We start from the raw sequence: 20,503 nt of genomic DNA, 5'->3' as shown, positions 1-20,503 counted from the left end.
AGAAATAAAATACATTATGAAACTGAAGCATATATTAATTACCGTGGGGGCTATTATTGGCTTACTGTTGATACTTAAAGTTACCGGAGTTATCGGCGGAACGAAAACCGAGAAAGTTACTACAGAAAAAGCATCAGATAAAACGGTAATAGAAACGGTTACTGCAAGTGGTAAAATCCAACCTGAAACGGAAGTTAAACTCAGTTCAGAAGTTTCTGGAGAGGTAGTGGAACTGAAGGTAAAAGAAGGGGATATTGTTAAGGCTGGTCAGTTATTGTGTAAAGTAAGACCTGATGTACTACAATCGGGTTATGACAGAACTGTTGCAACATTCAATGCACAAAAAGCAAGTGTAGCTGCTGCTCAACAACAATTGGCTCAAAATAAAGCAAACTTTGTTAATGCCGAGGCTACATACAAAAGAAATGTAGAGTTATTTAACAAGAAGGTTATTTCAGCTTCGGAGTTTGATGCCGCAAAAGCGTCTTATTTAACTGCAAAGGCAAATTTAGAAAGTGCCAGAGAAAATGTTACCGGTGCTAAGTTTACATTGGAACAAACCGGTGCAAATGTAAAAGAAGCAGGTGCCAATTTAGCAAAAACAACTATCTACGCTCCTGTAGATGGTGTAGTATCTAAATTATCCATTGAGTTGGGAGACCGTATTTTAGGAACTTCTCAGATGGCTGGTACAGAAATCATGCGTATTTCAAACCTTTCATCAATGGAAGTAAACGTTGATGTGAATGAAAATGACATCACCCGCGTAAAGGTTGGCGATAAAGCTTCAATTGATGTTGATGCATATTCTGATAAAAAATTCAATGGTGTGGTTACAGAAATTGCGAGCTCATCCACTGCAGTTGGAACTACTACAACTTCATCGGTAGATCAGGTAACTAACTTTTCGGTTAAAATCAGAATCAACGAAACACTGGCCGGTAAGCAGCAGTCTATTTTCCGTCCGGGAATGTCGGCTACTGTAGATATCGAAAGTGAATCTAAAAGCGGTCTAACCGTACCTATTCAGGCAGTGTTTACGGATGCAGGGAAAACCGGTGATGCAGGAAATAACGAAGGCGGACAGGATGCCGATAAACAGAAGTCTAAACTTAACGACAAGAAGATTAAACAATTCGTTTACCTTTATGATGCTAAAGGCAAAAAAGTGAAGAAAACAGAAGTAACTACGGGTATTCAGAATGATCAGTCTATTATTGTAAATTCAGGATTAAAAGCTGGCCAGGAAGTGGTGACCGGTCCTTACTCTGCCATCCAGAATAAATTAAAAGATGGAATGATAGTAGAAAAAACCTCTAAAGACCAACTCTTTAGCAAAGACGCTAAAAAGTAGGCTAGTGATAACCATATTAAATAATTAAATTGTCCCGGTTTAAAACTTTTAAACCGGGATTTTTATTTTATAAACATGGTACCTAAAATAGCAATGATTGGGGGCGGAAGCTGGGCTACTGCCATTGTAAAGATGCTTGCTGATAATTTAACGGAGAAGGAAATCTTCTGGTGGATGCGCAATGAAGAAGCCATTTCGCATATCAAAAAATTTAAGCATAACCCGCATTACATTAGCTCGGTTGAGTTAAAGCTAAATGAAAACAATATCTCTTCGGATATCCAGAATATCGTTGCCAGCTCTGAATATGTTATCCTAAACGTTCCGGCAGCTTTTTTGAAAGAATCACTGGCCAGTATTACTCCAGCTAACCTTAAAGGGAAAAAGATCGTTTCTGCAATCAAAGGGATTGTTCCGGAAGATAATCTGATTATCGGTGAATTCCTTCACGAGCGTTATGAAATTCCCTATCATGATATTTTAGTAGTAAGTGGCCCTTGCCATGCTGAGGAGGTAGCGCTTGAAAAGTTATCCTACCTTACCATTGCCTGTACGGATATAGAAAAGGCATCTACATTCGCTTCCTTCCTCAATACCCGATATATAAAAACCAACGTTTCTGATGATATTTATGGTACAGAGTACGCGGCAGTATTGAAAAATATTTATGCTGTAGCGAGTGGAATCTGTCATGGAATAGGATATGGTGATAATTTTCAGGCTGTATTGATCAGTAATGCCATCCGTGAGATCAAGCGTTTTGTAGATGCAGTGCATCCAATTAACAGGGACATAAAAGAATCTGCTTATTTAGGCGATTTATTGGTTACCGCCTATTCGCAATTTAGCCGTAACCGTACTTTTGGCAACATGGTAGGCAAGGGTTATACGGTAAAGTCCGCTCAGCTGGAGATGAATATGATTGCCGAAGGCTATTATGCCGCGAAATGTATGTACCTCAAAAATCAGGAATATGGTGTAGATATGCCCATTTGTAAGGCCGTTCATGGTATTTTATATGAAAAACGATCACCAATCATTGAGATGAAGCTGTTGGCCGAGAAGCTTAACTAGTGTCAGGTATTTAGTATTGAGTATTTAGTATAAAGTAGTTAGTACCAAGTATCAAGTACCAAGAATCAAGTATAAATTATCGGGAGAAACCATTACTTCATTCTTACTACTCACTGTTCGGCTATGAACTCTTGACAGCACAAGCAAACAAAAGAATCTTGCATATGTTATATCTCTAAATAGTAGAACTTCTTAAGTACTATAGATTTAGAAACCGTTTAATAATAATGAACATATGAAAAAGAAATTTGCAGTTGGGTTATTAACCTTAGCGCTTTTTGGAGGATTAACTTTCAGCGTAAATGCTCAGGAAAAGAAAACAGAGGTAGGTAAAGCTTTAGATAAAACTGGTAAAGCGATTGGAAAAGGAGCCAAATCTGTAGGAAATAAAACCGCAGAAGTAGCAGTGAAAGGTGAAGCAAAAGTGACAGATAAGACCTGGAAAGGTAAAATGGCACCGGATGGATCAAATGTTTACATCAACTCGAAAAATGAAAAGTATTATGTAAATGCAAAAGGTGCTAAGATTTGGTTAAAACCAAGCCAGATTAAAAACAGACCAGAACCTAAAAAATAGGCAATAAAAGGCCCGATGAAAAACATCGGGCCTTTTACTTGAAGATTAAGGTTTATATTTTTATTGTAAAAATACTACGCAGATAGGGATCTGTTTCAGTGGGTAATTCTCTTGTAGCCTCTGCTTTATTGATTAGTAATTTTTCGATAAAACGGTTATCAGCAGTCAATTTTATATTAATCTCATACAACTTATCATTACCTAATTTCAGATAAAAAGTGTTGTCAATACTTTTGGCGAGCCCTATAATTTCGTACGAACTTACCTGGTAGAAATTTAGGCTGGTCTTTGATGTAGACGGAAAGGGGTATCTCATCTGAAAGTTAAGTTGCTTGATCGCATTATTGGCATCTTTAGTGTAGAGTTGAATCTGAGCCTTATCAAAGTATCCTGCTGTGGCAGGGTTGAGTAAATCTACTCCATTGGCATTTTTAATGACCAAACTCAAATAAGTTCCTTCAATAGGTGAGCAGGCGCATAAACCTCCGCCGTCAATTCCTGTTTTTTTGCAGCCAACATTAGCGATAAAAAGCACTAAGAGCACAATTAGAATTTTTTTCATAATAGAATATCTGGTTTTTATCAAATATAAACGATTGATTGTTAACAAACGCTACACCTTAAGCTTGAATTTACAGCGCATAAAAAATCCCGATAGTGTTGTACTATCAGGATTTTTAGATTTCCTTTTGGAAATATTATATAATTGTTCCGTAAAGATCGAAATCTTCAGCACGATCTATTTTAACCTGAACAAAGCTTCCATTGGCAGCATAACCGGTTGATGCGTCAATCAGTACTTCATTGTCTACCTCAGGTGAATCAAATTCTGTCCGGCCAACAAAGAAGTCGCCCTCTTTCTTATCTACCAGAACTTTGAAGGTTTGCCCCACTTTTTCCTGGTTGATATCGAATGAAATACCTTGCTGGATTTCCATGATTTCATCCACGCGTTCTTGTTTTACCTCTTCTGGTACATCATCTATCAAAGTATGCGCATGTGTTTTTTCTTCATGAGAATAAGTAAAACAGCCTAAACGGTCGAATTTTGTTTCAGCTACCCATTCTTTCATCTCTTCGAAGTCGCGTTCTGTCTCGCCAGGATAACCGCAGATTAGTGTGGTTCTCATGGCAATATTAGGTACTTTATCTCTGATCTGGTTAACTAAATCGATGGTTTTTTGTTTAGTTGTACCCCTTCGCATAGATTTAAGCATATTATCCGTAATGTGCTGAAGCGGCATATCCAGGTATTTACAGATATTGTCACGTTCGTTCATGACATCTAAAATTTCCATTGGAAATCCAGAAGGGTAGGCATATTGCAATCTGATCCACTCAATCCCCGGAACATCAGAAAGGCGGCGCATTAATTCATCCAGCTTGCGGGTGCCATAAAGGTCCAAACCATAATAGGTTAAATCCTGAGCAATTAGAATAAGCTCTTTAGTGCCGTTTTTAGCTAAGATCTTCGCTTCATTAACTAATTCTTCCATCGGCTTGCTTAAGTGCTTTCCGCGCATTAAGGGGATGGCACAGAAAGAGCATGGACGGTTACAGCCCTCGGCAATTTTAAAATAAGCGAAATGAGATGGAGTGGTTAATAAACGTTCACCAATCAACTCATGTTTATAGTTGGCACCTAATTCATGAAGGATATTCTGAAGGTCATTGGTTCCGAAGAAAGCATCAACATTGGTAATTTCTGATTCCAGTTCGGGTTTGTAGCGTTCGGATAAACAACCGGTAACAATTACTTTTCCTACTTTTCCGGCTTCTTTAAGCTCACTAAATTGTAGAATGGTATCGATAGACTCCTGTTTGGCATTATCAATAAAACCGCAGGTATTGATCACTACAATATCATCCTTACCAACCTTTTCTGCCTCATGTACCACATTGAGGTTATTTCCTCTTAGCTGGCCCATGAGGACTTCAGAATCATAAATGTTTTTTGAGCAGCCCAGGGTGATTACGTTAACCTTAGGTTGTTTTGCTGTTGCTTTAGTTCTTACTACTTTCGTATTCATCTTACACTTAATCTTGCTACAAACGCTTGTTGCTGGAGTTTATCTTTTGTTGTTAGCGAAAGGCTATTTGAATAGACTATTTACAAACTCTTTTTTATCAAAGAGCTGTAGATCATTCATTTTTTCTCCAACGCCTATATATTTTACAGGGATTTTAAACTGATCAGAAATGCCGATCACGACACCACCCTTTGCTGTTCCGTCTAATTTGGTAATGGCCAATGCATTTACATCAGTTGCTTCTGTAAATTGCTTACATTGTTCAAAAGCATTTTGTCCGGTAGAAGCATCGAGAACCAATAAAATTTCGTGGGGTGCGCCAGGAACAACCTTTTGCATTACCTGTTTAATTTTACCGAGTTCGTTCATTAAACCAATTTTATTGTGTAAACGGCCTGCGGTATCAATAATAACTACATCTTCTTTATTGGCAACTGCCGATTGTAATGTGTCAAAAGCTACCGAAGCAGGGTCAGAACCCATTGCCTGAGCAACCACACGAACACCAACGCGTTCACCCCAAAGTTTAATCTGGTCAACAGCTGCGGCTCTGAAAGTGTCTGCAGCACCTAAAACAACCTTAAAATTAGCTTCTTTAAGTTTATGGGCCAGTTTACCAATGGTAGTGGTTTTACCCACCCCATTTACACCAACCACCATAATCACATAAGGCTTGTGGTCGCCATATTCAAATTGACGGAAATCATTGCTGTTATTCTCAGAGAGTAACAATTGGATTTCATCTCTCAGTAAGAAATTCAGCTCAGAGGTAGAAAGGTATTTATCTTTAGCAACGCGCTCTTCAATGCGTTGTATAATCTTTAAAGTTGTACTCACACCAACATCTGAGGTGACTAAAACTTCTTCCAGATTATCTAAAACCTCATCGTCTACAGATGATTTCCCGGCAACAGCTTTGGTAATTTTGCTGAAAAAGCCATCTTTTGTTTTCTCTAAACCCTTGTCAAGTGCTTCTTGCGCTTCGGGTGCAGTTTCTTTTTTCTTAAAAAAATCGAATAGGCCCATATGAAAATTTTATATAACAAAAAAAGCCCTTCCGGTTAAAGCGGAACGGCCTTTAATATTTTTAATATTAAAAAATATTAACCTTATTTAGATGCAATAGCATCTTTAACGTGGTCGTTATGTACGATAAGTTCTTTGAATGAATAAGCACCAGTTTTAGGTGATTTAACCATTGTAATTACTTTCGAGTATTCTTTACCTGTTCCTGTTTTAAGGGTTGCAACTACTTTCTTTGCCATGTTCTTATAATTTTAATGATTGAATTAGTGAATGTCTGAATGAATGAAATAAACCCAATCATTCAATCCATCTATCATTCAATTATTTTATTTCTTTATGTACGGTTACTTTTCTCAATACCGGATTGAATTTTTTCAATTCTAAACGCTCAGTAGTGTTTTTACGGTTTTTGGTAGAAATATATCTAGACATACCTGGCATGCCACTTTCTTTGTGCTCAGTACATTCTAAAATAACCTGAACTCTGTTACCTTTTTTTGCCATTTTATTATAAATTGTAAACTGTTAATCTCAACAGTTAATGTTTTTTACAAAAATCCTTTTTTTACGAAACGGTTGATCGCTTCGCTAATACCCACTTTATTGATGGTTTTAATCGCTGAAGTAGAAACTTTCAACGTAATCCAACGGTCTTCTTCAGGGATATAAAATTTCTGAAGTTTTAAATTAGGATAAAACTTGCGTTTAGTTTTAACGTTCGAGTGAGAAACGTTATTACCTTTCATTGCCGTTTTTCCTGTTAAATCACAAACTCTTGACATGACTTGTAAATATAGTTGTTAAATATCGTCGCTTAATTTTTTTAAGAGTGTGCAAATATCTGAATAATAATTGGAAAAGACAATAGTGTGTCTAAAAAATTTAATATATTTTTAAAAACTTAAGCCAGTATTCATTTTGATACGGTTTGAATATTTATGCTAAACATTATTTATTTAAATTAGCCGCTACTAAAACCAAAACATATAAACGAGCAATGCAAATCACATCCTTTAAGCAGTACGAAGAAGATTATCAAAAAAGTATAGAAAAACCCGAACAGTTCTGGGGCGAAGTAGCCCAAAGTTTTCAATGGCGTAAACCATGGTTTAAAGTTCTTTCCTGGAATTTTACCGAGCCAGATATTAAATGGTTTGAAGGTGCGAAATTAAATATTACCGAAAACTGCCTCGACAGGCATTTAGCAGAAAATGGAGATAAACCGGCCATTATCTGGGAACCAAATAATCCTGAACATGATACAGTAACGCTTACTTATACGATGTTGCATGAGCATGTTTGTCGTTTTGCAAATGTTTTAAAACGCAATGGTGCAAAAAAAGGAGATCGCATCTGTATTTATATGCCTATGGTGCCCGAATTGGCTATTGCTGTTTTAGCCTGTGCGCGCATTGGAGCCGTGCATTCAGTGGTATTTGGAGGTTTCTCTGCTAAATCAATTGCCGACAGGATTAATGATGCTGCTTGTAAATTGGTGATAACTGCTGATGGGGTTTACAGGGGCGCAAAACCTATTCCGTTAAAGGATGTAATAGATGATGCCCTGATTGGTTGTCCTACAGTGGAAAAAGTAATTGTACTTACCCATGTACGTACCCCTGTAAGTATGCTTAAAGGACGTGATGTATGGTGGGAAGATGAAGTAAAGCATGTTAATGCGGTATGCGAAGCCGAGGAGATGGACGCAGAAGATATGTTGTTTATACTCTATACCTCGGGTTCAACAGGAAAGCCTAAAGGTGTTGTACATACCTGCGGTGGGTATATGGTGTATGCCGGTTATACTTTCAAAAATGTATTTAACTACCAGCCTGGAGAAGTTTATTTCTGTACTGCAGATATTGGCTGGATTACCGGCCATTCATATATTGTATATGGTCCGCTTTCTCAGGGAGCAACAACCTTAATGTTTGAAGGTGTACCTACTTATCCGGATGCTTCCAGGTTGTGGGATATTGTTGATAAACATAAAGTTAATATTTTATATACCGCTCCAACTGCAATCCGCTCGTTAATGAGCTTTGGTGATGAACCTTTGGAGGGAAAAGACCTGAGCTCTCTGAGGATTTTAGGTTCTGTTGGGGAGCCAATTAATGAAGAAGCATGGCACTGGTTTGATGAGAAGGTAGGTAAGGGTAAAGCGCCAATTGCCGATACCTGGTGGCAAACCGAAACCGGTGGGATTATGATTTCGCCAATTGCTACTGTAACTAAAACCAAACCGAGTTTCGCAACGCTACCTTTGCCAGGTATTCAGCCAATATTGGTTGATGAAAATGGCAATGAGTTAGTGGGCAACGGTGTAAGTGGCAACCTTTGCATCAAGTTCCCTTGGCCAGGTATTTTAAGGACCACCTATGGCGATCACGAACGCTGCAAACAAACCTACTTCTCTACTTACGAGAACATGTATTTTACAGGTGATGGTTGTTTGAGAGATGAGGATGGTTACTATAGAATTACCGGCAGGGTAGATGATGTATTAAACGTTTCCGGACATAGAATTGGCACCGCAGAGGTAGAAAATGCCATCAATATGCATGCTGGTGTGGTTGAAAGTGCTGTAGTAGGTTATCCTCATGATGTTAAAGGACAAGGCATTTATGCATTCGTAATTTATCCTGAGATGCACGGTGAGGCTGATTTATCTAAAAAAGATATTTTGCAAACCGTTACCCGTGTAATAGGTGCGATTGCGAAGCCAGATAAAATATTATTCGTATCGGGATTACCTAAAACAAGATCGGGCAAAATTATGCGCAGGATTTTACGCAAAATTGCTGAAGGTGATACATCCAACCTTGGGGATACCTCAACCTTACTGGATCCGAACGTTGTAGAGGAAATTATTGAAGCAGCGAAGAAGCTTTAAAAAAATAAATAAGGTAAAAACGGCCTTCTGAAATTTCAGAAGGCCGTTTTTATTTTTAATTGTAACCCGGGTTTTGAACAAGCCCTTTATTGATACTGGTTTCTCTATTCGGGATAGGGAAAACCAGTTTAGCATCGTTATAGGTAAGTGTACCGATGTTTCTTTTGGTACGTTTATAGTCGTGTATCCTGAAACCTTCGTAATCCAGTTCTTTTTCGCGCTCGCTTAAAATATTGGCCAGGGTAGGAGTAATATTTCCCAGGCCTGCTCTGTTTCTGAGCGCGTTGATATCTGCTGCTGGAGTTGCCCCGATAGCTGTACCTAATCTAAAATTACATTCCGCGCGGATCAAATACTGCTCTGTAATCCGGCAAACGGGGATGTTATCATAATATGAGTACCACTTTTTGGTGAACAGACCGTTTTTGGCACCAGTTCCAGTATAAATCATCTCTGTTGCTCTTTTATCACCTGCCTCAAATGAATTGTAAAAAGTAGTATTTACATTGGCATCTCCGCGACCAACATTACCACCTGTGGAATTTTCGTAACTGGCGAAAAAAGTTGCCAGGCCATCGTTTGAAGTTCCGGCATTACTCTGCTCATTTTGAGCAATTTCAAAAATACCTTCATCAGAATTTTTGGTTCTGAAAGGTGCTTCTAACGAAGCAGTAATTAAGGAGTAAGGACTATTGGTAATGATATCGTTAGCTAAATCTCTTGCAAGTGCATACTTTCCTTCCTGCAAATATACCCTGGCTAAAAACGCCATAGATGCATACTTTTCATCTTCGGCAGCCAATTTGGTGATGGAGTTTTTAAGATCGTTTTCCACAGCTGTATATACTTCTGCTACCGTGTTTCTTGAAGTGGTGGTATTGATATCATCAGCATTTAAAACTGCTTTGGTAATGATGGGTACACCTAAGTTGGTATTCGTGCCTGCTGCATCATAGGGCAATGCGTAAAGCCTTACCAATTCAAAATGCATAATTGCCCTGATGAACAAAGCCTTACCTTCTACGGCATTTTTGGTGTCTGCATCTTTGATTACGCCTAACGCACTGATTACTGTATTGGCTACGTTAATGGCTTTATAAGCCGACACCCAGGTTCTGGTTACATCTACATTGGTAGAAATGATTGATTTATTAGAAATATCCCGATAGGTGCTAAAGGACCCTGTCCAGTTTAAGTAGCTGTCGCCAGCATATAAATCAGGAATAAAAATCAAATTTGTTCCGTATAAATCTCCCGTAGCTAAAACGGTATATGCACCAATTAACGCATTTTGAACATCTGCGGGTGTAGAAAGGGCAACATCGGAAGAGATGCTTTGCTTTGGCTCGATTTCCAGTTGCTTCTTACAAGAGTAGAAACTAATGGAAAGAAGAGCGGTGGCCAGTATGATAATTTTATTATAATTTTTCATAATTCTGATGTTAATTAAAATCCAATATTTAAACCGAAAGTTACCGTTCTGGCTAGCGGTGGTGTGTAAAAGTCGTGGCCAAGTTGGATGTTGTTGCTCTGAACATTGGTGGCCGAGGCTGGTGTATTCACCTCAGGATCGTAGCCGTTATAACCTGTAATGGTAAATAGATTTAAAGCCGAGGCATATAGTCTTAAGCTTTCAATTTTGTATTTGGTTAAAAAGGTTTTTGGAACATTGTAACCCAGAACAACGCTTTTTATCCTGAAATATGAACCATCCTGGATGTATCTGGAAGAAGGCCTGGTCCCGTTAGAAGCTCCAAAACGTGGCTGTGGAATATTGGTTACTCTGTTATTAGGTGTCCAATAGTTCATCTGATCAAGGGTTTGATTATCAAAATAATCGCCGTTGGCTGATTGAAATCCTCCTGCCATATTATAAATATCATTTCCTTTTACAAATTGCGTTTGGATATCCAGATCGAAGTTTTTATAAGAAAAACGGTTCCCCAATCCACCAAAAAATTCAGGATTTGGATCGCCTAGTTTTTGATCTTGCGCTGCACTGTAGCTGTTTGTTGTAGCTGTTCTTGTCGCATCAACATAATAAAGTGCATCTCCGTTACTCGCATCCACACCGGCATAAGCTTTACCCCAAAAATAACCAAGTGGTTCGCCTTCTGCTACACGGCCAAGAAACCTTCCCCCTGTAAAAATAGGCTGTCCATCTACCAGTTTTAGTACTTTGTTTTTATTGAAAGAAATGTTGAAAGAGGTACTCCATTTAAATTCGCCAACAAAGTTTTTGGTGTTGAGTGAAAGTTCAAAACCTTTGTTCTGCATGTCTCCGATATTTTTGTAAATGGTGGTAAAACCATTGGTTGCAGGAATCGGTGCATTCAGCAGTAAGTCGGTGGTTTTTTTCTTATAATATTCTGCTGTAAAACTTACCCTATCGTTAAATAAACCCAAATCGAAACCCACATTAAAGTTGGCGGTATTCTCCCAGGTTAGATTTGGGTCGCCCAGCTGACTTGGAAGCGTTCCGGCAGTACCGGCATAGTTTACACCACTATACAAGGTTCTCCAGGCAAAGTTTCCAATTTCAGCATTACCGGTTAAACCATAACTGGCCCTGAGTTTAAGTAAACTTACAGCATTGCTCTCTTTTAGAAAATTTTCTTCAGAAACAATCCAGCCTACTGAAGCTGCAGGAAAAGTTCCATATCTTTTGTTTACACCAAAGCGTGAGGAACCGTCTGTTCTGATTGAGGCGCTAAGCAGATACTTTTCGTCATATTTATAATTTGCCCTTGCCAAGTAGGAAACAAATGAATAGGCCTCTTCAAATGAGCTTCCTGTAGTAACTGCTGCACTGGTTATTTTAGTAAAGCTATCCGATGGGAAAATAGTTCCTGTTGCTGTTAAAGATCTGTATTTTGTGTTTTGATACGTAAATCCTCCCAACAAATTTAAACTGTGTTTTTCAGCAAATACCTTGGTGTAAGTTAAGGTGTTATTGGTGTTGAAATTGATTGATTTTGCGGCAAAGTTTTCTCCATAACCACTTGTACCACCCCCATCCTGAGTTTTTGAACCTAAAAATTGCTCCTCTTCTAAGTTGTTAAAATCAAATCCGTACTCACTTCTTAAAACAAGATCAGGTGTGATTTTCAAACTGGCGTAAGCATTGGCAAAAGTGCGGTAAGTAGTAGAAAGGTTACTGCCATTCGCAATGTCGATCAGGGAGTTGTAGTAAACAGTATTGTTGTTTAACTCTCCTGAACTATCAAAAATAGGCTGAATAGGAGGTAATGCATTTAATTGTAAAGGATTGGAAAATGCATTGTCTGTCGGAATCCGGTAGTTATCAACCTTGGATATATTTATTGCCCCACCCACATCAAGGATTTTAGAAATGCTATGATCTAAACTTAGCCTTCCGCCTGTACGTACATAGCGGTTGCTTACAATAATCCCGTCGTTATTACTGTAATTTCCAGAAATTAAGAAACGTGTTTTTTCATTTCCCCCATTTATGCTGGCATTATATTGTTGCGTGTGTCCCCTTCTGAAAGCTGCATCTACCCAATTACTGCTTGCAGGATTATCCCAATCAGTAGTACCGGTATAATCTTCCCATAATTCTGAAGAATTAGCATAAGAGCCACCATCGTAGTCAGAATTTTTAAATGATTCTTCCATCAGTTGTTTGTACTGCTGGGTATTTAAAAACTCTCCTTTTCGGGTTGGATCGCTAAATCCGGCATAATAGCTTAAGTTCACGTTAGTACGACCTGCTTTCCCTTTTTTTGTGGTGATGAGAATTACCCCGTTAGAACCCCTGGCTCCGTAAATTGCCGCCGAAGCCGCATCTTTCAAAACCTCTAAAGATTCAATATCATCAGGGCTAATAGCTGCTAAAGGGTTGTCGGGCTCTGTAAATGTTCCAAGGGCTTCACTAACTATTGGAACACCATCAATTACAAATAATGGCTGGTTACTTGCTGAAATAGATGAGATACCCCTTACCCTGATTTGCAATGCCTGTCCCAATTTTCCACTGCTCGAGTTGATAAATACGCCTGAAGCCTTACCTTGTAAAGAGCTTTCGATTGTGGCAATCGGCACGTCTTTAATGTCCGCCGCTGTTATTTTGGCTATAGATCCGGTAACATCCCTTCTATTCTGAGTGCCATATCCTACAACTACAATTTCATTCAAACTAGAGGCTTCATCTTCTAAAACAGCATTGATATTTGAGCTGGTGATTGGAATCTCTTTGGTTTTGTAACCGATAAAACTAAAGACTAATACTTTGGCATTCTCTGGTACGTTGAGTTTGAATGTACCGGTGGCATCACTTTGTGTTCCATTGGATGGTGTGCCTTTTACAAATACGCTTACCCCTGGAATGGGTTCGGCATTACTTGAGGTGACCTTTCCGCTAATAACCCTGCTTTGTGCGAAAGCAAATGAAATTAACCCGAAAGATAAAATCATACTTAAGAGTAGTTTTTTCATCAAATTTTCAAGTTTAGTTAATAATGATTGTTTGTAATAGGAATGATATTCTAATATAATGAAAAATAGTCAGATTGCATTGATAAATAGATTACGAAATGTGTAAATCAAGGTGTAATCTCATAGATTTTAAACTTTTTCACCAGACTTTTGTTGAAATACATAGATACATGGATTCTAAAACAAAATTTTACACCTATGGATAAGTTAGAAATTAAAGGAAAGTGGAATGAGATCAAAGGAAAAGTTAAACAAGCTTATGCTGATTTAACCGATGATGATTTAAAACATGAAGAAGGACAGGACGATGAGTTGTTAGGGAAACTTCAACAAAAAACAGGTAAAGGAAGGGATGAGCTGGTAAAATGGATCAACTCGCTGTAGTATAATCCTACGAAACGGGCGTTCAATTTTTGGACGCCCGTTTTAATTAAAAATAAAATGAAAGATATTGCCATCAGGTTTAAAGAAAATCCACTTTTATCTCCCAAAGATTTATCTCCCAGTGTAGCGGGATTAGAAATTTTGTGTTTACTCAATCCCGGCGTTTTTACTTTTAATAATAAAACCTGGTTGATAATCAGGGTGGCAGAAAGGCCGCATCAGCGGGAAGGGTATATCTCTTTTCCCATATTGAGTGATGAAGGGATCAAAATACTGGAAATTGCACTGGATGATCCTGAGCTGGATACCCATGATCCACGCATAATTCATTACAAGGGGAACGATTACCTCACTACCCTTTCTCATCTTCGCTTGGTTTGCAGTGATGATGGTATTCATTTCTACGAACCCGAAGGTTATCCCTTATTAATCGGAGAAGGTGTAAATGAAGCTTTTGGCATTGAAGACTGTAGGGTAACTGAGCTTGAAGGCATTTATTACCTTACTTTTACAGCTGTTTCGGCACACGGAGTAGGGGTGGGTTTAAGAACAACCAGCGATTGGAAAAATTTCAAAAATCACGGAATGATCATTTCTCCGCACAATAAAGACTGTGCTATTTTTGAGGAGAAAATTAATGATAAGTTCTATGCCCTTCACCGTCCAAGCAGCGTAGATTTGGGCGGTAATTATATCTGGCTTGCTGAATCTCCTGATGGTATTCATTGGGGAAATCATCAGTGCCTGCTCCAAACCCGGCCAGGTTTCTGGGATAGTGCAAGGGTAGGCGCAGGAGCCTCACCAATTAAAACCCGCATGGGATGGCTGGAAATCTATCACGGAGCAAACAGTGATCACCATTATGGTTTAGGTGCATTTTTACTAGACCTCAAAGACCCTTCAAAAGTATTGGCAAGAACCATTGACCCTATTATGATACCTAAAGCTGATTATGAACTTACAGGTTTTTTCGGACAGGTTGTTTTTACCAACGGGCACATCAGAAACGGAGATGAACTGATTATTTATTATGGTGCGGCAGATGAGGTGGTTTGTGCTGCCATATTTTCCATTGAAGAAATATTAAAAACCTTAACTTTTATATAAGGCTCTGATAGACAAATCAGAAAGCAAAAAAGCGGAGCCCAGTTGGGATCCGCTTTTGACACGATCTATTTATCTTGTTTTAATAACCAAAAATTTGTTCGAGACTTAATTTAGTTACAGGTCCGAATTTTTGTAAATCAGCCACATTAATTTTTTTCTCTGAGGCTACTACACAATAGTTATAGCGCTTGCCTGCTAAATTTTCCTGGTGGAATTTTTTCACATCGTCAAAATTTAGGGGTTTTAAGCTCGCATATTGATCAATTCTGGAATCATGGTCGAAACCTAATTTTTGATCAGCAAAATAAGAATAAATGATGCCATCTTTGGTAATCCTGGAAGTTTCGATACCATTTAACGAGTTCGTTTTTGATAATGCAAATGATTTATCAGACTCAGGCAGAACCGTCAACAATTCGTTCATTCCCGCTACAGCATCATTCATTTTATCAGCTTGTGTGCCTACATATGCAATTACGGTGTTTTCTTTGTCTTTACTATTTGGTGAAGAGTAAACAGCGAAGGTAGAGTAAGCCAGCGCTTTCGATTCACGGATGGTTTGAAATACTACAGAGCCCATTCCTCCTCCGAAATAATTATTGAAAAGATCTATTTTAGCAGCGTTAGCAGGATCATATAAACCACTGTTACGTACCCACCGGATTTCTGCCTGTACCATATCATAATCGGCAAAGTAAACCTTGTTAGAATCTGTTTTAGTATACACGAACTTTTTCATTGGTGCGGCAGGTGTAAATTCTTTCGCTAATGGATGAGCTTTGGTAATAGCAGTAGAAAAATCAGCCAGCGTTTTAGGTCCGTAATAAGTTATGGTGTGCTTATAGTTACTGAGGTTATGCAACATATAAATTAGATCGGCCGATTTCATATTTTTGATTTCATCATTGGTCAATCCATAGTTCGATGGATTATCGGCACCATATTGCGCATAACTCATTAAACCACCTAAAATTGCAGATTTGTTGAGTTTATTGTTTTCCCTTGATTTTAAGATGCGGCCTTTTAAATCTTCCAGTGCTTTTTCGTTAGGCTTGCAGTTGGTTAGTACATCTTCAACAAGGGCAACTGCCTGATCAAAATTTTCCTGTAGCCCACTTACTGAGACGGTTGTTACATCATTATTAACCGTTATGCTATAATTACAGGCAATGTTATAGAAGGCTTTGCTGATATCTTCAGCAGTGTATTTATCTGTACTTAAAAAAGATAAATATTGTGCAGCATAAGGCAATAATTTGTAATTGTATGCTCCCATATCAAAGCGATAAGTCATGCGGAAAATGCCGTTCTCTGTATTTTGAACTGCAATTACGTCTGCAATTGACGCCTTACCAAAGGATAAATCTTTCTTGTAATCCAGGAACTTAGGTGCAATGGGCTTAACCGGAGCCGCAATTATGTTTTTGGTAAATGGAGAAACCTCATTGGTATTGGTTTTTACAGCTGTAATGATGGGTTTTTCTACCTTGATAATGCTCTTATCTTCTCCTTTGTGTTTTAGGATAGCCACATAATTTTCAACAAAGAATTTGTTAGCAAAATCAACAATCTCTTTTTTGGTTATTTTGGCCATGGCATCCGTTGCAGAAAGCATTTTATCCCATTCTGTTGCCCGGTTCTGGATAAAAGCATTCATAGTTGCATCAGCACGTACATCGTTATTATCATAGGCTTGAATTTCGGCTAGTTTGATATTCGCTACTGTTGCTTTGATTAAACTTTCATCAAATTCACCTTTTTTGAGTAATTCTATTTGTTCTAATAGTAATTTTTGAGCGTCTTCAAGGCTCTGGCTTGCTTTTGGAGATCCTGAAAGAATAAAAATTCCATAATCTTTCATTTGATTATAGCCGGCACCGGCACGAAGCATTTTTTGTTGCTTGTTGATGTTGATATCCATTAAACCTGCTTTGCCGTTGGATAAGATACTGCCAATCAAATCCAACAATAAACTTTGATGGGTGTTTTGTGCAAAACCTCTGTAAGCAATATATAAACTTTCGGCACTTGGACCATAAATATCAACTTTCTGTACTTTCGTTAATGGTTTTTCAGGTGCCGGATTGTAAAGAGAAAGCGGCTTAGCAGTCATATAAGCAAAATCTTTATCGATTTTTTTGATCAGATCATCATAATTAATATCTCCAGACATGATTAAAGCCATGTTGTTCGGAACATAATATTTATTATAGTATTTCCTGATCTCTACCAAAGAAGGGTTTTTAAGGTGTTCAATGGTTCCGATCGTGGTTTGCTGACCATAGTTATGCGTTGGGAAAAGGGCATAAAGCATTTTCTCATACATTTTACGACCATCATTGTCCATCCCTATATTTTTTTCTTCGTAAACAGCTTCCAGTTCCGTATGGAAAATACGGAAAACCGGATTACGGAATCGCTCTGCCTGTATCGCCAAAAACTTATCTATTGCGTTTGAGGGCAGGTCTTCTTCATAAACCGTTTCCTCCACAGAAGTATGGGCATTGGTTGATCCACTACCCACCGCTTTCATCATTTTGTCATACTCATTGGCAATAGAATAATTGGAAGCTTCTCCAGATACTTTATCAATTTCCTTGTAAATTTCTTTACGCTTTGCCGGATCCGTGGTTTTATTATAGCTTTCGTAAAGTGCCTCAATCTTATCCAAATAGGGTTTTTCTTTGGCGTAGTTCAATGTCCCGAACTTATCAGTCCCTTTAAACAACAGGTGTTCCAGGTAATGTGCCAAACCTGTGTTGGTTCGGGGGTCAGTGTTACTGCCAGCTCTAATGGCCATTTTGTAAGTAATATTCGGTTCTTTATTGTTTTGCGACAGAATAACGGTAAGTCCATTTTTTAAGGTGTAAAAACGGGTTTTGGTAGGGTCGTTGGTTACATATTTGTAAGGGTAACCAGCAGAAGTCCCTGTTTTCCATTGATAGGTTGTTTGCGCCTGGGCTATCGAACCTGTAATTAGAAAGCAAGCTAAAGTAAATAGTTTGAATTTCATTGAAATTTTGGTTTATGATTATGAAATCAGGGCATGACAGAATACATTACCCGGTTCATTGTTAATAAGTTGTTTACTCAAATATATATGCTTTCTGTTTGGGAATGAAATGCTTTTGATAAATGTTAACTAAAAAGACAGGAATGGGTGATTTTAGCTTATTGGTGCTACTTTCTTACAGTCGTTGGTACATCGTATTTAGTCCTTAGATAATGGGCTTATCGTACACCAATCTTGCTACTTTCTTCTTGCTACTTAATTATTATCTGTAATTTTACCGACATGACAAAGCAAAGTACAAAACCCAATATTTTAGTGGTAAACGATGATGGCATTACGGCAACAGGGATTAAAAACCTGATGGAAGTGATGCAGGAGATTGGAAATGTAGTAGTAGTGGCTCCTGATAGTCCGCAGAGTGGAATGGGGCACGCCATAACCATTGGTAAACCAATCCGTTTTGATCGGGTGGATTTATATCCGGGAGTAGAAATGTACAAATGCAGTGGAACACCGGTTGACTGTGTAAAGATTGCTGTCAATAAAATTTTTAAAGGTAAAAAGCCAGATTTGTGCGTGTCAGGGATTAATCATGGTCTTAATAATTCTATTAATGTGATTTATTCGGGTACCATGTCTGCTGCGGTTGAGGGGGCTATTGAAAAAATACCTTCTGTAGGTTTTTCTCTTGATGATTTTGCTGCCGATGCTGATTTTAGCCATACCAAAAAGTATATAAAGCAGATTGCAGAGCAGGTGTTGGCCAATGGTTTGCCCGAAGGAACTTTGTTGAATGTTAACTTCCCAAAGGGCGATCAGTTAAAAGGGATTAAGATCTGCAGGCAAGCCAATGCCAAATGGATGGAAGAGTTTGAGGAGCGTGTAGATCCTTATAAACGCCCGTATTACTGGTTAACAGGGGTTTTTGAAAACTTTGATAAAGGTGAAGATACTGATGTGTGGGCCCTAGAGCATAATTATGTTTCTGTAGTACCTGTTCAATTTGATTTGACAGCACATCATGCTATACAACAACTTAATAGCTGGGATTTCGGTAAGGTTGCAGGTTCCGATTCTTCAGAATCGAAAAATACAATTTCTGCCCCTGATGGACTAAATTTAGGTTAGGTAGATGAACAATTTTATTAGAAAACTCCCCAATACTGTATGGGTTGGTTTGGCAATAGGCTTGATTCTACCTTTGATTGGATGCACCATTGCCTGGTACATCATTAATCATGTGCATTATCTTGCCAAAGCCGATTTATTGTACATTGCAGGAATTGGAATAAATGCCTTTACGCTGCAACATTTTTTTAAGTACAATAAAGAAAATATTGGTCGGGGAATACTGGCGGCAACCTTTTTGTGTGCCTTTGTATTTTTTGCGTATAAAGTTTTTTAAGATTCCAAAGTCCTGTCATTTTATTTCTCTTAAATGAAGTATTATTTAGTAGCCGGTGAGGCATCGGGTGATTTACACGGTTCCAATTTAATGAAAGCCTTAAAAAAGGAGGATAATAATGCCACCTTTAGGTATTTTGGTGGAGATAAAATGGAGCTGGAGGGAGGAGAACTTGTTAAGCATTATGCCGATATGGCCTTCATGGGCTTCACTGAGGTAATTTTAAATTTGAGAACAATTTTTAAAAACCTGAAGGCTTGTAAGGATGATATATCAGCCTGGAAACCAGATGTCTTGATTCTGATTGATTTTCCTGGTTTTAACCTTAAAATCGCAGAATTTGCCAAAAGCACCGGAATCAGGGTTTGTTACTATATCTCTCCAAAAGTTTGGGCCTGGAATCAAAAAAGGGTGCTCAAAATAAAAAAGGTAGTGGATAAGATGTTTTGTATCTTACCTTTTGAAGTAGATTTCTATAAAGAATGGGGCATGACTGTGGAGTATGTAGGTAATCCTTTGTTAGATGAAATTAGCCAGTTTACTCCCAATGATAATTTTATCCCTGCCCATCAGCTGTCTGATCATAAAATCATCGCACTTTTACCTGGGAGCAGGAAGCAAGAAATAGACAGGCTCTTGCCTGTAATGCTGGATATGGTAACGCAATTTCCTGATTACAGCTTCATGGTAGCTGGAGCGCCAACTTTTGATCGTTCATATTACAATAAATTTATAGGCGATAAGCCAGTTAAATTACTTTTTAATAATACCTATAATTTGTTGCACCATGCCCATGCGGCAATTGTAGCTTCAGGAACGGCTACTTTAGAAACTGCTTTATTTCGAGTGCCACAGGTAGTGGTTTACAAAGGAGGAACAATTTCTATAGCGATTGCACGACTTCTGGTAAAAATCAGATTTATCTCTTTGGTTAACCTCATTGTTAATCAAAAAATAGTAACAGAACTTATCCAGGAAGACTGTAATCCAGATAAGTTAAAACAAGAATTATCAGTCATTTTGCAAGGTGAGGGGAGGTTGAAAATGTTGCAGGATTACGATGCACTTTTGCGGCTAATGGGTAGTCCGGGTGCATCCGAAAAAACGGCCAAATCCATCTGTAAATACCTCATTTCTGATCGATAAATTTTTGTCTAAAATCAGCTAATTTTATTTTTTTTA

General features: G+C 38.2%; 18 protein-coding genes. 9 read left to right on the top strand and 9 right to left on the bottom strand.

Annotated elements, in window-relative coordinates; genetic code table 11:
- The first annotated feature begins 16 nt into the window (after nucleotides 1-16).
- The 3 genes from ACQY77_RS08480 to ACQY77_RS08470 all read left to right on the top strand — a co-directional run bounded on the left by ACQY77_RS08480 (nucleotide 17) and on the right by ACQY77_RS08470 (nucleotide 3,005).
- On the top strand, nucleotides 17-1,354 hold the full coding sequence (locus ACQY77_RS08480) for an efflux RND transporter periplasmic adaptor subunit (protein ID WP_421938410.1): 1,338 nt from the start codon (nucleotides 17-19) through the stop codon (nucleotides 1,352-1,354).
- A 75-nt stretch (nucleotides 1,355-1,429) separates the two neighbouring features.
- The gene (locus ACQY77_RS08475) at nucleotides 1,430-2,428 is read left to right on the top strand and encodes an NAD(P)H-dependent glycerol-3-phosphate dehydrogenase (RefSeq protein WP_421938411.1); all 999 of its coding nucleotides are present in this window, start codon (nucleotides 1,430-1,432) and stop codon (nucleotides 2,426-2,428) included.
- Nucleotides 2,429-2,663: 235 nt separating this feature from the next.
- A complete protein-coding gene (locus ACQY77_RS08470; RefSeq protein WP_421938412.1) occupies nucleotides 2,664-3,005 on the top strand; it encodes a hypothetical protein in 342 nt (113 codons plus the stop codon).
- 52 nt (nucleotides 3,006-3,057) lie between these two features.
- Here the strand turns inward: ACQY77_RS08470 and ACQY77_RS08465 are convergent, their stop codons facing one another.
- The 6 genes from ACQY77_RS08465 to rpmB form a co-directional block, all read right to left on the bottom strand.
- A complete protein-coding gene (locus ACQY77_RS08465) occupies nucleotides 3,058-3,567 on the bottom strand; it encodes a hypothetical protein (RefSeq protein ID WP_421938413.1) in 510 nt (169 codons plus the stop codon).
- Nucleotides 3,568-3,703: 136 nt separating this feature from the next.
- The gene (gene rimO, locus ACQY77_RS08460) at nucleotides 3,704-5,035 is read right to left on the bottom strand and encodes a 30S ribosomal protein S12 methylthiotransferase RimO (RefSeq protein ID WP_421938414.1); all 1,332 of its coding nucleotides are present in this window, start codon (nucleotides 5,033-5,035) and stop codon (nucleotides 3,704-3,706) included.
- 63 nt (nucleotides 5,036-5,098) lie between these two features.
- Nucleotides 5,099-6,061 carry a signal recognition particle-docking protein FtsY gene (gene ftsY / locus ACQY77_RS08455; protein WP_421938415.1) on the bottom strand — a complete coding sequence of 321 codons (963 nt, stop codon included), beginning with the start codon at nucleotides 6,059-6,061 and terminating at the stop codon, nucleotides 5,099-5,101.
- 83 nt (nucleotides 6,062-6,144) lie between these two features.
- Nucleotides 6,145-6,300 carry a DUF4295 domain-containing protein gene (locus tag ACQY77_RS08450; RefSeq protein WP_010599808.1) on the bottom strand — a complete coding sequence of 52 codons (156 nt, stop codon included), beginning with the start codon at nucleotides 6,298-6,300 and terminating at the stop codon, nucleotides 6,145-6,147.
- Between the two features lie 82 nt (nucleotides 6,301-6,382).
- Nucleotides 6,383-6,565 (bottom strand): 50S ribosomal protein L33, encoded by a 183-nt coding sequence (gene rpmG / locus ACQY77_RS08445; protein WP_010599807.1) that lies wholly within the window; start codon nucleotides 6,563-6,565, stop codon nucleotides 6,383-6,385.
- Between the two features lie 44 nt (nucleotides 6,566-6,609).
- Complete coding sequence (gene rpmB, locus ACQY77_RS08440) at nucleotides 6,610-6,843, bottom strand: 50S ribosomal protein L28 (protein WP_090884816.1); 234 nt, start codon at nucleotides 6,841-6,843, stop codon at nucleotides 6,610-6,612.
- A 152-nt stretch (nucleotides 6,844-6,995) separates the two neighbouring features.
- Here rpmB and acs point away from each other — a divergent pair, with 152 nt between their 5' ends.
- Complete coding sequence (gene acs / locus ACQY77_RS08435; RefSeq protein WP_421942391.1) at nucleotides 6,996-8,954, top strand: acetate--CoA ligase; 1,959 nt, start codon at nucleotides 6,996-6,998, stop codon at nucleotides 8,952-8,954.
- A gap of 55 nt (nucleotides 8,955-9,009) precedes the next feature.
- On the opposite strand, the gene ACQY77_RS08430 is transcribed toward acs, so the two are convergent.
- Together ACQY77_RS08430 and ACQY77_RS08425 are read right to left on the bottom strand one after the other, a co-directional pair.
- Complete coding sequence (locus ACQY77_RS08430; RefSeq protein WP_421938416.1) at nucleotides 9,010-10,386, bottom strand: RagB/SusD family nutrient uptake outer membrane protein; 1,377 nt, start codon at nucleotides 10,384-10,386, stop codon at nucleotides 9,010-9,012.
- Between the two features lie 14 nt (nucleotides 10,387-10,400).
- Entirely contained in the window at nucleotides 10,401-13,412 is a 3,012-nt protein-coding gene (locus ACQY77_RS08425; RefSeq protein ID WP_421938417.1) for a SusC/RagA family TonB-linked outer membrane protein, read from the bottom strand.
- A 198-nt stretch (nucleotides 13,413-13,610) separates the two neighbouring features.
- On the opposite strand from ACQY77_RS08425, the gene ACQY77_RS08420 reads away from it, so the two are divergent.
- Together ACQY77_RS08420 and ACQY77_RS08415 are read left to right on the top strand one after the other, a co-directional pair.
- The gene (locus ACQY77_RS08420; RefSeq protein ID WP_090884810.1) at nucleotides 13,611-13,796 is read left to right on the top strand and encodes a CsbD family protein; all 186 of its coding nucleotides are present in this window, start codon (nucleotides 13,611-13,613) and stop codon (nucleotides 13,794-13,796) included.
- A gap of 57 nt (nucleotides 13,797-13,853) precedes the next feature.
- Nucleotides 13,854-14,903 (top strand): glycoside hydrolase family 130 protein, encoded by a 1,050-nt coding sequence (locus tag ACQY77_RS08415; protein ID WP_421938418.1) that lies wholly within the window; start codon nucleotides 13,854-13,856, stop codon nucleotides 14,901-14,903.
- 79 nt (nucleotides 14,904-14,982) lie between these two features.
- Here ACQY77_RS08415 and ACQY77_RS08410 read toward each other — a convergent pair whose 3' ends face one another.
- The gene (locus ACQY77_RS08410; RefSeq protein WP_421938419.1) at nucleotides 14,983-17,916 is read right to left on the bottom strand and encodes an insulinase family protein; all 2,934 of its coding nucleotides are present in this window, start codon (nucleotides 17,914-17,916) and stop codon (nucleotides 14,983-14,985) included.
- Between the two features lie 282 nt (nucleotides 17,917-18,198).
- Between ACQY77_RS08410 and surE the strand changes: the two genes are divergently transcribed.
- From surE to lpxB, 3 genes are read left to right on the top strand one after another with little or no spacing between them, the layout of a single operon-like run.
- Nucleotides 18,199-19,044 carry a 5'/3'-nucleotidase SurE gene (gene surE / locus ACQY77_RS08405; RefSeq protein WP_421938420.1) on the top strand — a complete coding sequence of 282 codons (846 nt, stop codon included), beginning with the start codon at nucleotides 18,199-18,201 and terminating at the stop codon, nucleotides 19,042-19,044.
- Nucleotides 19,045-19,048: 4 nt separating this feature from the next.
- Entirely contained in the window at nucleotides 19,049-19,321 is a 273-nt protein-coding gene (locus ACQY77_RS08400) for a stationary phase survival protein SurE (RefSeq protein WP_421938421.1), read from the top strand.
- Between the two features lie 33 nt (nucleotides 19,322-19,354).
- Nucleotides 19,355-20,467, top strand: a complete 1,113-nt coding sequence (gene lpxB / locus ACQY77_RS08395; protein WP_421938422.1) for a lipid-A-disaccharide synthase — start codon at nucleotides 19,355-19,357, stop codon at nucleotides 20,465-20,467.
- Nucleotides 20,468-20,503 lie beyond the last annotated feature (36 nt).

The organism is Pedobacter sp. (genome assembly GCF_965279535.1).
Taxonomy (GTDB): Bacteria; Bacteroidota; Bacteroidia; order Sphingobacteriales; family Sphingobacteriaceae; genus Pedobacter.
Note: the sequence above shows the minus strand (reverse complement) of the source record. Positions and strands in the feature narration are given on the sequence as shown.

What these genes read in the sequence shown, in the direction of transcription:
- ACQY77_RS08430 (WP_421938416.1), bottom strand. Translation starts at nt 10,386, where the DNA reads ATGAAAAATTATAATAAAATTATCATACTGGCCACCGCTCTTCTTTCC.
- ACQY77_RS08410 (WP_421938419.1), bottom strand. Translation starts at nt 17,916, where the DNA reads ATGAAATTCAAACTATTTACTTTAGCTTGCTTTCTAATTACAGGTTCG.
- rpmG (WP_010599807.1), bottom strand. Translation starts at nt 6,565, where the DNA reads ATGGCAAAAAAAGGTAACAGAGTTCAGGTTATTTTAGAATGTACTGAG.
- ACQY77_RS08420 (WP_090884810.1), top strand. Translation starts at nt 13,611, where the DNA reads ATGGATAAGTTAGAAATTAAAGGAAAGTGGAATGAGATCAAAGGAAAA.
- ACQY77_RS08450 (WP_010599808.1), bottom strand. Translation starts at nt 6,300, where the DNA reads ATGGCAAAGAAAGTAGTTGCAACCCTTAAAACAGGAACAGGTAAAGAA.
- lpxB (WP_421938422.1), top strand. Translation starts at nt 19,355, where the DNA reads ATGAAGTATTATTTAGTAGCCGGTGAGGCATCGGGTGATTTACACGGT.
- ACQY77_RS08480 (WP_421938410.1), top strand. Translation starts at nt 17, where the DNA reads ATGAAACTGAAGCATATATTAATTACCGTGGGGGCTATTATTGGCTTA.
- ACQY77_RS08415 (WP_421938418.1), top strand. Translation starts at nt 13,854, where the DNA reads ATGAAAGATATTGCCATCAGGTTTAAAGAAAATCCACTTTTATCTCCC.
- rpmB (WP_090884816.1), bottom strand. Translation starts at nt 6,843, where the DNA reads ATGTCAAGAGTTTGTGATTTAACAGGAAAAACGGCAATGAAAGGTAAT.
- ftsY (WP_421938415.1), bottom strand. Translation starts at nt 6,061, where the DNA reads ATGGGCCTATTCGATTTTTTTAAGAAAAAAGAAACTGCACCCGAAGCG.
- surE (WP_421938420.1), top strand. Translation starts at nt 18,199, where the DNA reads ATGACAAAGCAAAGTACAAAACCCAATATTTTAGTGGTAAACGATGAT.
- ACQY77_RS08475 (WP_421938411.1), top strand. Translation starts at nt 1,430, where the DNA reads ATGGTACCTAAAATAGCAATGATTGGGGGCGGAAGCTGGGCTACTGCC.
- ACQY77_RS08425 (WP_421938417.1), bottom strand. Translation starts at nt 13,412, where the DNA reads ATGAAAAAACTACTCTTAAGTATGATTTTATCTTTCGGGTTAATTTCA.
- ACQY77_RS08465 (WP_421938413.1), bottom strand. Translation starts at nt 3,567, where the DNA reads ATGAAAAAAATTCTAATTGTGCTCTTAGTGCTTTTTATCGCTAATGTT.
- ACQY77_RS08400 (WP_421938421.1), top strand. Translation starts at nt 19,049, where the DNA reads ATGAACAATTTTATTAGAAAACTCCCCAATACTGTATGGGTTGGTTTG.
- ACQY77_RS08470 (WP_421938412.1), top strand. Translation starts at nt 2,664, where the DNA reads ATGAAAAAGAAATTTGCAGTTGGGTTATTAACCTTAGCGCTTTTTGGA.
- rimO (WP_421938414.1), bottom strand. Translation starts at nt 5,035, where the DNA reads ATGAATACGAAAGTAGTAAGAACTAAAGCAACAGCAAAACAACCTAAG.